At 40.6% G+C, this 12,680-nt stretch carries 10 protein-coding genes; 4 read left to right on the forward strand and 6 right to left on the reverse strand.

Annotated features, from left to right (window positions below):
* Nucleotides 1-119: 119 nt before the first annotated feature.
* Nucleotides 120-1,499: a cysteine--tRNA ligase gene (gene cysS / locus ORI98_RS17870; protein ID WP_306136118.1), complete on the reverse strand. Its 1,380-nt coding sequence runs from the start codon at nucleotides 1,497-1,499 to the stop codon at nucleotides 120-122.
* A gap of 142 nt (nucleotides 1,500-1,641) precedes the next feature.
* Between cysS and ORI98_RS17875 the strand changes: the two genes are divergently transcribed.
* Nucleotides 1,642-2,133 (forward strand): peptidylprolyl isomerase, encoded by a 492-nt coding sequence (locus ORI98_RS17875; protein ID WP_306136119.1) that lies wholly within the window; start codon nucleotides 1,642-1,644, stop codon nucleotides 2,131-2,133.
* Nucleotides 2,133-2,867, forward strand: coding sequence for a UDP-2,3-diacylglucosamine diphosphatase (locus tag ORI98_RS17880; RefSeq protein ID WP_306136120.1), 735 nt, complete (start codon nucleotides 2,133-2,135; stop codon nucleotides 2,865-2,867). The genes ORI98_RS17875 and ORI98_RS17880 overlap by 1 nt, the downstream gene beginning before the upstream one ends.
* A gap of 102 nt (nucleotides 2,868-2,969) precedes the next feature.
* On the opposite strand, the gene miaE is transcribed toward ORI98_RS17880, so the two are convergent.
* The gene (miaE, locus tag ORI98_RS17885) at nucleotides 2,970-3,764 is read right to left on the reverse strand and encodes a tRNA isopentenyl-2-thiomethyl-A-37 hydroxylase MiaE (RefSeq protein ID WP_306136121.1); all 795 of its coding nucleotides are present in this window, start codon (nucleotides 3,762-3,764) and stop codon (nucleotides 2,970-2,972) included.
* Between the two features lie 332 nt (nucleotides 3,765-4,096).
* On the opposite strand from miaE, the gene ORI98_RS17890 reads away from it, so the two are divergent.
* The gene (locus ORI98_RS17890) at nucleotides 4,097-4,693 is read left to right on the forward strand and encodes a Yip1 family protein (protein WP_306136122.1); all 597 of its coding nucleotides are present in this window, start codon (nucleotides 4,097-4,099) and stop codon (nucleotides 4,691-4,693) included.
* A gap of 113 nt (nucleotides 4,694-4,806) precedes the next feature.
* On the opposite strand, the gene fabB is transcribed toward ORI98_RS17890, so the two are convergent.
* The gene (gene fabB, locus ORI98_RS17895; protein WP_261298951.1) at nucleotides 4,807-6,018 is read right to left on the reverse strand and encodes a beta-ketoacyl-ACP synthase I; all 1,212 of its coding nucleotides are present in this window, start codon (nucleotides 6,016-6,018) and stop codon (nucleotides 4,807-4,809) included.
* Between the two features lie 131 nt (nucleotides 6,019-6,149).
* Here fabB and mnmC point away from each other — a divergent pair, with 131 nt between their 5' ends.
* On the forward strand, nucleotides 6,150-8,144 hold the full coding sequence (gene mnmC, locus ORI98_RS17900; protein ID WP_306136123.1) for an FAD-dependent 5-carboxymethylaminomethyl-2-thiouridine(34) oxidoreductase MnmC: 1,995 nt from the start codon (nucleotides 6,150-6,152) through the stop codon (nucleotides 8,142-8,144).
* 729 nt (nucleotides 8,145-8,873) lie between these two features.
* On the opposite strand, the gene ORI98_RS17905 is transcribed toward mnmC, so the two are convergent.
* The 3 genes from ORI98_RS17905 to ORI98_RS17915 all read right to left on the reverse strand — a co-directional run bounded on the left by ORI98_RS17905 (nucleotide 8,874) and on the right by ORI98_RS17915 (nucleotide 12,270).
* Entirely contained in the window at nucleotides 8,874-10,538 is a 1,665-nt protein-coding gene (locus ORI98_RS17905; protein ID WP_306136124.1) for a serine hydrolase, read from the reverse strand.
* Nucleotides 10,539-10,790: 252 nt separating this feature from the next.
* The gene (locus ORI98_RS17910) at nucleotides 10,791-11,840 is read right to left on the reverse strand and encodes an alpha/beta hydrolase (RefSeq protein WP_306136125.1); all 1,050 of its coding nucleotides are present in this window, start codon (nucleotides 11,838-11,840) and stop codon (nucleotides 10,791-10,793) included.
* Nucleotides 11,841-11,937: 97 nt separating this feature from the next.
* Entirely contained in the window at nucleotides 11,938-12,270 is a 333-nt protein-coding gene (locus tag ORI98_RS17915; RefSeq protein ID WP_306136126.1) for a hypothetical protein, read from the reverse strand.
* Nucleotides 12,271-12,680 lie beyond the last annotated feature (410 nt).

The raw sequence follows: 12,680 nt of genomic DNA on the forward strand, positions 1-12,680 counted from the left end.
TATCCACGATCAGTGCTCTATATACCTAGCCGCTATCCACTTAAATATAAACAGTAATGCTTATCCGAATAGCATTAGCTTAAATGAGCAGGCTTTTGAATTGAACGACGACGTCAATATTACTTTTTACGCCACGTAGTACCTGTTGGGCCATCTTCTAACACAACGCCGAGTTCGTTTAAACGATCGCGTGCAACGTCCGCTGCTGGCCAATCTTTCTCTATACGGGCGCGGTTACGTTCAACAATCAAAGCTTCAATTTCAGCCACTTCATCATCGCTCCCCTCACCTTTGAAGAAAGCCTCTGGTGTTTGACTAACGATACCTAATACAGATGTCAGTTGCTGCAAGCTAACACCTAGTGCAGACGCTGCCGCCATATCTGTTAACTTAAGACGATTGATTTCACGCACCATGTCAAATAGTACAGAGTATGCTTCAGGAGTATTGAAGTCATCATCCATAGCCGTTTTAAATTTAGCGATATACTCGTTGGCTGGTGCAGCCTCAACGGTTAAGTCTAAATCCTTTAGCGCGGTATATAAACGCTCTAATGCCGCACGAGCTTGTTTTAAATTATCTTCAGAATAATTTAGCTGACTACGATAATGGCCTGACAACAAGAAATAACGCACGGTTTCTGGATCATAATGCTCCAGAACATCACGAATAGTGAAAAAGTTACCTAAAGACTTAGACATCTTTTCACGGTCAACCATCACCATGCCCGAATGCATCCAATAGTTCACATAAGGCGTGTCATGGGCACAACAAGACTGAGCAATTTCGTTTTCATGGTGCGGGAATTGTAAATCGCTGCCACCACCATGAATGTCAAAATGAATTCCTAAATGCTTGCTGTTCATTGCAGAACATTCAATGTGCCAGCCAGGACGGCCAGGACCCCAAGGTGACTCCCAAGTAGGCTCACCTGGTTTAGACATTTTCCATAACACAAAATCCATAGGATTTTGTTTGCCTTGATCCACCTCAACACGGGCACCGGCTTGAAGTTGATCTAAGTTTTGTCCTGATAAACGGCCGTAATCTTTATATGAAGCCACGCTAAAAAGTACATCACCATCAGGGGCAACGTAGGCATGACCTCGATCTAATAAACGCTGCACCATATCAATAATCTCTGGCATATGCAGGGTTGCTTTAGGTTCAAAGTCAGGGCGAACCATATTCAGCGCATCAAAATCTTTGTGCATTTCAGCGGTTAAACGCTCTGTTAACGCATCGCAAGACTCGTTATTTTCGTTGGCACGTTTAATAATTTTGTCGTCAACGTCGGTAATATTACGTTGAAAATTAACTTCATAACCAATGTAACGTAGATAGCGCACTATCATGTCAAAAGATACGAAAGTACGGCCATGACCGATATGGCATAAATCATAAATGGTTACGCCACACACATACATCCCAATTTTACCTGGGTTAATCGGTTTAAACTCTTGTTTTTCACGGCTTATACTGTTGTAGATCTTTAACATCGAAGTTCTCTTGTATACCAGTTTAGTGGGAATATTGTTTGCACTGAGTCTATCATGTTGCACACGGTTTTGAACACTGCACTTTATGAGTCAATCAAGATAAGTTAGAATCGCGCAAATTATTTTATCTAGGTGAGAAAACATGATTACTTTACATACCAACTTGGGCGACATTACTTTGCAATTAGATGCTGAAAAAGCGCCTATCACAGCAGCTAACTTTATGAAGTATGTTGAAGATGGCTTTTTTGATGGCACTATTTTTCACCGTGTGATTGATGGTTTCATGCTTCAAGGCGGTGGTTTTACTGAAGATATGGGTCAAAAGCGTTGCAATGAAGCGATCAAAAATGAAGCAAACAACGGTTTATCTAACCGCAAAGGTACTGTTGCTATGGCACGTACTTCTGATCCGCATTCAGCAACCGCGCAGTTTTTCATTAACGTAAACGATAATACCTTTTTAGATTTCAAATCAGAAACCAGCCAAGGTTGGGGTTACTGTGTATTTGGTGAAGTGGTAGAAGGTATGGATGTTGTAGAAAAAATCAAAGGCGTTGCTACCGGCAATCGTGGCATGCATCAAGATGTGCCATTAGAAGCCATTATCATTCAAAGTGTATCTGTTAAGTAATGCAGACTGCTTTTGTGGGTGATTTGCACTTAAGTGCCGATCGCCCCGACATCACCCAAGCATTCTTGCAGTTTTTACAGCAAGGTTTACATAATGTAGAAGCCCTTTACATTATTGGCGACTTGTTTGAAGTCTGGATGGGTGATGATATTGCAGAGCCTTTTACCCAAGAAATTGCCAATGCATTAGCCTGTGTAGCTAAGCAGATACCCGTATTTTTTACACAGGGCAATCGTGATTTCATGTTAGGGAAATCATATTGCAATCAAGCGGGTATGACTTTATTACCTGATATTTTCATCACCCAATTATATGGAAAAGCCACCGTAGTACTCCACGGCGACAGCTTGTGTACTTTAGATATTGCTTACCAACGATTTAGACGCTTTAGAAGTATCCCTGTTATTCGCTGGATATACTGCCATCTGCCTAAGCAAACTCGCTTAAACATTGCCGCTAAAATCAGGCAAAAAAGCCAGCTTGGTAATAAACAAAAGCAATATCAGATTATGGACGTCGAACCTGGTGCTGTAGATAATCTTTTGGCACAAACGGGTTGTTCGTTAATGATCCACGGACACACTCATCGTCCAGCTATTCATCCATTACCTAATGGGCGACAAAGAGTGGTCGTCGGTGATTGGTATACACAAGGTAGCGTGCTAATGGTAAACCCTGATGGTTGTCATTTGCTGCAATTGCCCTTTGACGTCTCGCCAAGCAAGATGGCTTAAATTTGCCAACATTACCCATCCATACTAACCCTCGCTCTCGCTTAATAGATTAGGGTTGCTCACATCAAAACGCTAATCCTTGTCATCACATCCAGCTAAAGATCACTTCGTGGTTTTATGCAGTAATACCTCCACAGTAGGCATACCACTGTGAAATCGAAAATCATTATCTTCAGCAAGGATTAACTCAGCTTCTTTTGTTCTAAAAAAATCGATACGTTCACTGATATCGCCACCAGCCACCGCTTCAGCCAAAGAGAGGTAATCTTGATAGTGGCGTGCTTCTGAACGTAATAAAGACGTATAAAACTTGGTTAACTCAGGGTCTAAATGCGGTGCCAACTTGGCAAATCGTTCACATGATCGGGCTTCAATAAATGCCCCAACAATTAGCTTATCAATGATGGTTAAGGGTTCATGGGTACGAACATGCCCTATCAATTGTCTGGCATACTGCCCTGCACGCATATTGGTATAGGCGATACCTCTATCTGTCATTATCTGCAAAACTTGTTCAAAATGATGAAACTCTTCTTTAATCAGTCGTACCATTTTGCTCAGTAAATCCACACTAATGGCTAAATGATGACTTGCCACCAGATCATTAGTGATATCGTTTTTCTTAACATCACGATTTAAAAATGCCTGCGCATCTCGGGTTTGACTATACACAAAATCTTCATAAGGCTTGGCCCACGCTTTTAAAATATCAGCACTACTTTTATCAATCGCATATTTACGGATCATCATCATTGCTGTTTGCGCGGCTTTTAATTCGCAATTGCAATGATCAATTAGCAACACGTTTAATTGTTCAGGCTTTTTAGCTGCCTGTATCCATGACTCGGGAGTTTCACAACCTAAAAACGCATTTATGGGGGCAAGTAATTGCTGCATGAGTGAGATTATCCTTTTCAATCTAAGCTGACATAATACCTAGCAGGTGGTTTTTTCTGAAGACAAAAACATAATACCGCTTGACGAAACGCTTTTTATGTTCAATAAATAGTCTAGGCGCAGTTAAATTTAACCAAACATTAACAAGCGCATCAATCACCTTAAGTGGATAGACTTCAAATTGGGAATGAGGTCATTACTTAGCAAGTTTACTACTCAATTTTGTAGCGCTAAGTATGTGTTGGACTGATTAAGGCGATTGTAAAGAGCTGTAGTCAGTTCGTCTGTAGTTTGGCGAACTTGTAGTAATGTGCTGAACAAGGATAACAATAATGATACTAAATCACTTAATGGGGCTATACACTCATCCTAAACAAGAGTGGCAAACGATTGAAAAAAACCATGAGGCATTAAAAAGTAGCTTAAGTCATGTACTGCTAATTGCCCTCATACCTGCTATTTGTTCATATTTTGCAACAGCGCACATCGGCTGGAATCCAGGCGCTGGCGAACCGTTATTTTTAACCAGTGAAAGTGCAATGTTTATGTCAGTTGGCATGTACTTCGGTTTAATTGCTGGCGTGATGGCATTAGCTTATCTGGCTTATTGGATGGGTAAAACCTTTGATGCTAGCCCAACATATACTCAAGCCGTAGAATTAGCTGCATATACAGCAACACCATTATTCATGGTGGGGTTTGCGACGCTGTATCCAGTCTTGTGGTTTATCATGGTCGTAGGTTTAGTCGGCTTAGCTTACTCAGTGTATTTACTTTATGCTGGCGTACCTATCATCATGAATATTCCTGAAGAAAAAGGCTTCATTTATGCTAGCTCAGTAGTCACGGCAGGTTTAGTCCTGTTAGTTGCCTTAATGGCTTCTAGTATTATTTTATGGAGCTTAGGCTTTGGGCCTATGATGCAATAGTCATCATGCTTACAAAATAGATTTGAAAGTTATTTTGTTAAATTAATCCCAATAAAAAACCAGTCGTTAGACTGGTTTTTTATTGGGTCTTCAGCAACAAACTAAATCAATAATTACTTATATTTACGAAGAATTAATGTTGCGTTTGTACCACCAAAACCAAAGCTATTGCTCATAATGGTGGTTAGCTCTGTTTGACGTAGCTCACGCACAACAGGAATATCTTTAGCTTGTTCATCAAGGTTGTCAATGTTGATGCTTGGCGCAATAAAACTATTTTCCATCATTAACATACTATAAATCGCTTCATGAACACCGGCGGCGCCTAGAGCATGTCCTGTAAGCGACTTAGTTGACGCTACAGGCGGAATATTGTCTTTAAACACTGCACGCAAAGCTTCTAATTCACGCACGTCACCAACAGGTGTTGAGGTGCCGTGTGAGTTAACGTAGTCAATTGGAGTATCAACATCGGCTAACGCCATTTGCATACAACGAACAGCACCTTCACCCGATGGCGCTACCATGTCATAACCATCAGAAGATGCGCCATAGCCGACTACTTCAGCATAAATCTTTGCCCCACGCGCTAAAGCGTGTTCTAACTCTTCAACAACAACTATTCCGCCGCCGCCAGAGATAACAAAGCCATCACGGTCAGCATCATAGGTACGAGACGCTTTAGTCGGATTATCATTGTACTTAGTTGATAACGCGCCCATCGCATCAAAGCCCATGGTGAGTGTCCAATCAACCTCTTCAGCGCCACCGGCAAATACCATATCTTGCTTACCCATTTGAATAAGCTCAACAGCATGTCCGATACAATGTGCTGATGTAGCACATGCAGAACTAATTGAGTAGTTAACACCTTTAATTTTAAACGGCGTTGCTAAACAAGCACTGGCTGTACTGGCCATAATACGTGGCACAATGTAAGGACCAACACGCTTTACGCCTTTTTCACGTAACGTATCAGCAGCTTGTACCTGATTAGAAGATGACGCACCACCAGTGCCCACTACCAAACCAACACGAAAATCTGAGTACTGCTCTTCGGTTAAGTTAGCATCGGTTATCGCTTCTTGCATGGCGATATAAGCATAAGCCGCCGCATCACCCATGAAGCGTAACGCTTTACGGTCAATGTGATCTGCTGGGTTGATTTTGATATCACCCCAAACGTGGCTACGTAACTGCATTTCTTCAAACTGATCCGAATGGGTAATACCACTACGGCCAGCTTTAAGTGAATCTAGAACTTCTTGCTTGTTGTTACCGATACTTGAAACTACACCTAGACCGGTGATCACGACTCTTTTCATTATTTGATATCCATTTGGTAGATGTCGGCACTTAATTGCGGCAATAATATCTGTTTTAGTGCTTTTAAGTGGTCAGCTTTCCATAAACACAGGTAAAATAATGCCAATTATTCCTGTTTGAGTAAAATTTTTTGAGTAAAAGCACTAATTTATTCATCGTAAATCATTATAAACAATACCTCCAGCAGCTTATTCTGACAGGAGAAGAGGCGGCAACCCATGACTTAGTCCATATTGGCCACATTGGATTAATGCAACCTGAAAACCTACATGATTTAATCGATGCATTTACTCAAGTGACTCAAAGTGGCTCAACATTACCCTCGCCACGATTACACATCAGTTTATTAACGGGACACATTCAGGCACAACAAATGGAATTTACCCATTTTGTGACCACGCTAACACAAACGTTAACCCCGTTGATTAAAGACATTGCGATTGCGCCAATAGAAGGTTGCCAGCGGCTAAACCTACTAAGCAACGTTACCATTGACTGCTATTTTGGCTCGCCGATTGAACAGTTAAACGCCATCGCGAACCATCGTCAAACTGTTCAACATTGGTTTGTCGCCAGTAGTACGTTGCTGCCGACAGTCAGGGATCACTTTTACTCATCTGCAGCAATATGGCAACTGGGTAGGCTTAGCTATGATAATGCTGCGTTGAGTATTTATGATATTGACCAACACGCGATAGAGCCTTTAGCTAACGAGTTAAAAGCTATCATCAAACACTGTGGATTTCAGTTATTAGATCAACACCAGACTCATTCGAATGGGGTTGATGTCATAGCATGCCAGGAGCGCCAGGCGCTTAGAAATCAACAGCAAGCTAATTTTGCTTATCAAGGCTCATTAACCCCACCACTCATTGCTGACACCATTGGTATTATCGGCGGTGGGATTGCCAGTGCATCACTTGCCCTATCGCTAGCTGAAAGAGGCAGAAATGTTGTACTTTATTGTCAAGATAACATGCTGGCACAGGGGGCTTCAGGAAACCGCCAAGGAGCCATTTATCCATTATTAACCCCAGAAAATAATGCTCTCAGCCGATTTTATCAGCAGGCTTTTTTGTATAGCCGCCAACGCGTTCAACGCCTCATTCGCCAAGGGTTTACACCAAGTCATGACTTCTGTGGGGTGTTACACACAGGCTTTGATGAGCGAACCACAGCAAGGCTTGCTAAAATCATCGAGGGTCAGGCATGGCCAAGTGACATCGCCCTGCCCGTATCGGCATGGCAGGCCAGTCATATTGCTGGGGTTGAAATTAACCAAGACGGCTTATTCTATCCATTAGGTGGCTGGATCTGCCCTCATGAGTTTGCCAAGGCATCACTTGAGCTAGCGTCAACCCTAAGTAACATCACCATTAAATTTCATTGTAAAATTGACAACATCACCCATTCTGACAATGGCTGGGTGTTATATACAGAATCAAATACCAGCCCTATCGGCCAGCACAAACAATTAGTACTGGCTAATGGTGAAACCTTAACCCAGTTTAGCCAAACAGCCCAAATCCCATTAAGTGGATTTAGAGGGCAAGTGAGTCATGTGCCCTCTCAAGGTCAATTAGCACAGCTCAAAACCGTTATTTGTGCCAATGGTTACCTCACACCAGCCCACGAACACCTTCATTGTGTGGGAGCTAGTTATGTTAAAAATCCCGAGAATCTAACGTTTTGCCCGATAGAACAACATGAAAACGGTCAAAAAATGCGTCAAAGCTTTGCTGATGTCAGTTGGCCAAATGACATTGATACCCGTAATAATGATGCCAGAGTGGGCGTGAGAATGGTCAGTCGTGATCATTTTCCTGTTATGGGTTTTGCGACAGACATGGAAACATTAAACCAGCGCTATCAAATCCAATTAAACAGTAATGATAAACCCAGTTTGTGGCAGCGGTATTGGCAAACGACTCCTGCGCCAGTTCATGATGGACTCTTTGTATTAGGCGGGTTTGGTTCTCGGGGGTTAAGTTCAGCGCCTCTAGTCGCCGAATGTCTTGCAGCAAACTTATGTGGCGAGGTGATACCAGTAGGCTTAGACACCCAAACGTTACTTAACCCAAATCGAATGTGGATGCGAAAATTACTCAAAGGCAAAGCGATATAAATTCGATGTTTAAAGATTTAAACGTTACGTTTATTTGGAAAATAAGCGTATTGAAAGATTTGTTTTTATAAAAGTTTGCCCTGACCAGACTAAATTTTAAAACTCAGTTAAATTTTCATAGGCGTCAGATTGACTTCAAGTGCAGATGTTCCAGCGAGACGCTGCAGCACATCCATGTGGGCTTAACCAAAACAATAACATCCATGTTAAACAGCCAGTTCGGCATCCATGCCTCTCGCTCAAAAATGTTTCACTTAGTGAAACTTCGCCCTGTTTTGGATACTCGCTGGCTCATATGCACCTGAATTTTTGTTTCTTCGATTTAGCTTCATTGTTGGCTGCGGGAAAGCGCTATATAAAACAGAAGTTAGCTTATTTTTGGACAGAAACGGGTTAGGTTGATCCCCTCAGACGTACTTTAACCAAAGCTTGTTAGAACTGAAGCACTAAAGTCTTAAGTCTTAAGTCTTAAGTCTTAAGTTCAGATGATGATAAGTATGGCTAAGTTCTGAAATACTTAAGAAGCTATTGAGATTATCTCCACATTAATTAGACTATTTAAAATCACTACTTAAAAAGTAACCCTAGGTTATAGGGCTACTCAGTACTAGCAATCTTTCTTCCTGAAAGTAAAAGAACACTTTTAAGTCACGCTATAAGCAATTGATTATTAGACGCTTTTACTATTGCTATTGCTATTGCTATTGCTATTGCAAGCATTGAGCTCGACTATTCAGCCAACACTTTTTTAAACTGGACATGTTTAACTCGATTTGAGGACATCTTGAACCCAGTAATTACGCTTTCGGGGTTTCTTTCTATATGGATGACACCAAGGTTGCGACTGACCAGCATATCTTGTTGCACTGCATCAAGCTTAGATATCAGACTGTTACCTATATGAAGCTGTAGCTCACCGTCAATTATCTTAATGTGGTAATTGACCATTAATGCTTCACTGTAAAAATCTCCCGTAAATTGGGCTAATTGGTCGCCGTTGTAATTGGCTGGTGTGTACTCATCACATATAAAGGGATCCCGACCATTTACCGAGACTGACATTTGATTACTTTTAGGCATAAAAGTCATAATGACGTTAGCAGACACACCCATTAGCTTGAACTGCTTTTCGGAAAGAGGGGCTAAATCATATTCTCGTTCGGGGGCTGGTGATAGCTTTAACTTTCCCTGTTTAATATACACATGACGTGAATCACTTCTATCTTCACTCCAATAGTGACCAGAAAAATTCTTTAACTGATCTGCGTTAAGTTCAATAAACTGCGGCGCACTTTCAACTTCTTTTTTGTAGAACTGATTTAAATATAGATCAGCAACTTGGTGTGCTAAACCAGTTGAATAAGCATCCTCTCTGTTCGCTAGGACAATGACTGAAAATTTTTGCTCTGGAAATCTAATCAGATTCGACTTAAAACCGCCAAACCACCCTGCGTGGTCTATCTGTTTAAGCCCTTTATAATCACTTATACGAAGCCCAGAAGCATAATCAAGTTGCTCACCGTTATTGAGCGTTCCAACGGTTGTCATTTTTTCCCAAAAGTTTTTATCAAATACTTTTTGTTGATAAAACTCATCGTCCCATTTTTTTAAATCTTCTACAGTAGTTAAAATGCCGCCATCACCAATAAGATCTAATGTTGACATGTTAATTTCGAATTCAGGTCCAGAGAAGGGGGTGTATCCATAGGCTTTATTTTTCACAATACGGTTATGATTATTATGAAACCGCGTATTGTGCATCTTCAGAGGCTTAAAGATTTCATTGTCAGCGAATGAGGCCATTGAAACTCCCGTTACCTTTTGCACTATTTGTGCAAGTAACCAATAACCTGAATTACTGTATAAAAACTCCTCCCCAGGATTGAAATTAAGTGATGGTTGAGCGGTCAACCACCCCATGACCTCTGCATCATCATAGTAATCATCAGTTCGAAAACCTTTTAACTCTTTTAGGTTAAAATAATCTCTAACCCCACTAGAGTGGTGGAGCAAATGTCTTATGGTGATGTCTTTTGCATAATCTGGAAAATCTGGAAAGAAAGAGTAGAGCGAATCGTTTAAATTCAAATTTTGTTGCTGAACTAATAGGAGAATAGTCGCTGCTGTGAATTGTTTTGAGGTAGATGCAATTCTAAAAACGGTGGTTGGAGTATTAGGGACTGAGTGCTCGATATTGGCTAAGCCATATCCTTTACTGAAAATGAGTTTACCTTCTTTAATAACTGCTACAGTGCCGCCTGGCTGGTCAACTTGTTCCCATTCGGAAAAAATACTATCAATGTCAAACTGGCTAGGCTCAGCAATAGCATCTGGGCGAAATGTAGAAATAACAATAAACACACTCACGAGGATTAATGATCTGATTTTTAGCAACTTAAACTCCATTTTAAAATTACATGTCTTCTTTTAGTCCACTGTATTCTTTTTTTGTTCAAAATACTAACAAGTGAACTTCTCCTTGGTAACCCTTGCCCTCGATTGCAAGCCAAACTCACGACTTCTTTCTTACATCTATTCAAATAGAACAAGCACAAAAATGCCACCCATTTCTTGAACACTGTGCGGAGCCGCATGTGGTGTGGGGCTGGGGGCTAGATACCTCCGGCTACCCGATTATATTCCGTTCTAACCACTACACCTTTGATTATTTTTAGCCTGATTACATATTACATTGAGAATTTTTTCACCGGCTTCTTTATATCCATTGCTAGATAAATAGTCAGATATTTCAAACAGTGCATCTATGCCTTCTGAAGATTGATTAATTGTGAAAGCTATGTGCTTGTTAAGTTCTTCAGTCGCATTTTCAGAAATAGCATAATGAGCTGTTAACTTTTGCAAGGTTTCGATTGGAACAGAAACCTTAAACCCAAACTTTTTAGATAAATCTGTATAGTGTTTTTTTAAACCGTTTAACCCTGAAGTTTTTACTTCGTAGGTTGGTTCCCAGCCCGCAAATGTTGACTGTAAAGCATATTGCATAGAAGAATGTTTAGTGGTTCTATGAGATTGCTCTGGGAATTTTTGGAATTCAAAAGAGCTTTTAGATAAGTTACTTAACTTCTGAGTTAATTCAGTAAAAGGGTTTTGCATATGCTCACCTTCATTTGCGATAGTGATCGTAAGAGGAGCTTTCTTTTTTAAATCCTCAATTTTTGATTTGGATACCATATCTAAGATGTAATTATCATCAAGAGAAGGACTGAAAGCGAAGTATTTAGAAAAACCAGGATTATTACTTAACCAATAATCTAAGACGAAACGGCCTGAATTAGAATGCCCAGATAGAATTGTATAAGGTGCAACTCGGTAATTATCATTAACAAAAGATACGACTTCTGTCGCAAGAAATTGAGCAAATGGGGTTGTTTTTCCATTTTCAGGAGTAAGTTCTTTTCCTCTACTTTCGATACCCACAACTATAAAGTTTGGAATTTGATCTTCTAATAGGTCAATAGTCGATAGGGTTGAAAGCATATCCCATTGACCGTGTAGTACGTATAATACTGGATACGAATTATCTTCAACGTGATATTTCTTTGGGAGTTTTATAAATAAGTTTCTCTCTTCCCCAAGTGTACCGGACTTTAACTTAATTTCCTCAGCTAAAATTAAATCTGATGCAAATGAAAGCTGTGAACAAAGTAAAACAAAACTAAAAATAAATACTCTCATTTATAACTCTCCATGCTGATGAAGCTCTAGGAATATAACGCCCGCCTCAACTGCCGGAGGCTACGACAGTGGCCGGAGGTCAAATTGCAGGCGCTTGTTACATGCTGGTGAGCGCAGAGTCATGCCATACATCCTCATACTCACCTGCTATTAAAAAGCGGAAACCTGGTGGCAAAGATAAATATGGTTTTATCTCAGGCAGGTATTCCCCGATATGACTTACATGAAGAGGTTTGAAAAAGTCTTCTTCTTGCGACATTTCCTCACCACACCAAATATACCAGCCACAAGTTCCATTCTCTGGGTTGTGGCGCAATCCATTAATCGGAAGCTTACCGATCGTTTCAATGGCGATGCCAAGTTTCTCACCTTCTTTAATTGGATGAGGAATTGCATCGAACTTTAAACATACTTCCTTCGAATTACGCACGATTTATCCTAAAGCATGTAACGAGCCTGTAGAATTTCTATTTTTATAAATTTAGCCATTTCTTAGGCCTCCTGTATCGCTTTCTAAGCGATTATCTCGCACTAAGCAATGCATTTGAGCCCCTAAAATCAGCTAAAATTTGACCAAATGAGTAATTCTACAGCCTCAACGCCCGCTTAAGTGGTGAGCAACGCAATACGATGCTTCCGCACACCACACAAAAATGCCACCCATTTCTTGAACAAAGAACATAACTCGTTTTCATGGCTTTGGCGAGGGTTACGATCGATGTGATCAACTCATCAATTTCTATCGATATGGCTAAAATATTAGCCTTAAATGAGTGATTTATGGTCATCTAAGAAATTTAGCACATCAGAAAAACTTGTTAACCATCAAGTGTTAAAAGA

The organism is Shewanella sp. ULN5, assembly GCF_030731885.1.
Classification (GTDB): domain Bacteria; phylum Pseudomonadota; class Gammaproteobacteria; order Enterobacterales; family Shewanellaceae; genus Shewanella; species Shewanella holmiensis.

Excerpts from the sequence above, each read along its gene's own strand:
- ORI98_RS17875 (WP_306136119.1), top strand. The coding sequence starts at position 1,642 with ATGATTACTTTACATACCAACTTGGGCGACATTACTTTGCAATTAGAT.
- ORI98_RS17880 (WP_306136120.1), top strand. The coding sequence starts at position 2,133 with ATGCAGACTGCTTTTGTGGGTGATTTGCACTTAAGTGCCGATCGCCCC.
- ORI98_RS17890 (WP_306136122.1), top strand. The coding sequence starts at position 4,097 with ATGATACTAAATCACTTAATGGGGCTATACACTCATCCTAAACAAGAG.
- cysS (WP_306136118.1), bottom strand. The coding sequence starts at position 1,499 with ATGTTAAAGATCTACAACAGTATAAGCCGTGAAAAACAAGAGTTTAAA.
- miaE (WP_306136121.1), bottom strand. The coding sequence starts at position 3,764 with ATGCAGCAATTACTTGCCCCCATAAATGCGTTTTTAGGTTGTGAAACT.
- ORI98_RS17910 (WP_306136125.1), bottom strand. The coding sequence starts at position 11,840 with ATGAGAGTATTTATTTTTAGTTTTGTTTTACTTTGTTCACAGCTTTCA.
- fabB (WP_261298951.1), bottom strand. The coding sequence starts at position 6,018 with ATGAAAAGAGTCGTGATCACCGGTCTAGGTGTAGTTTCAAGTATCGGT.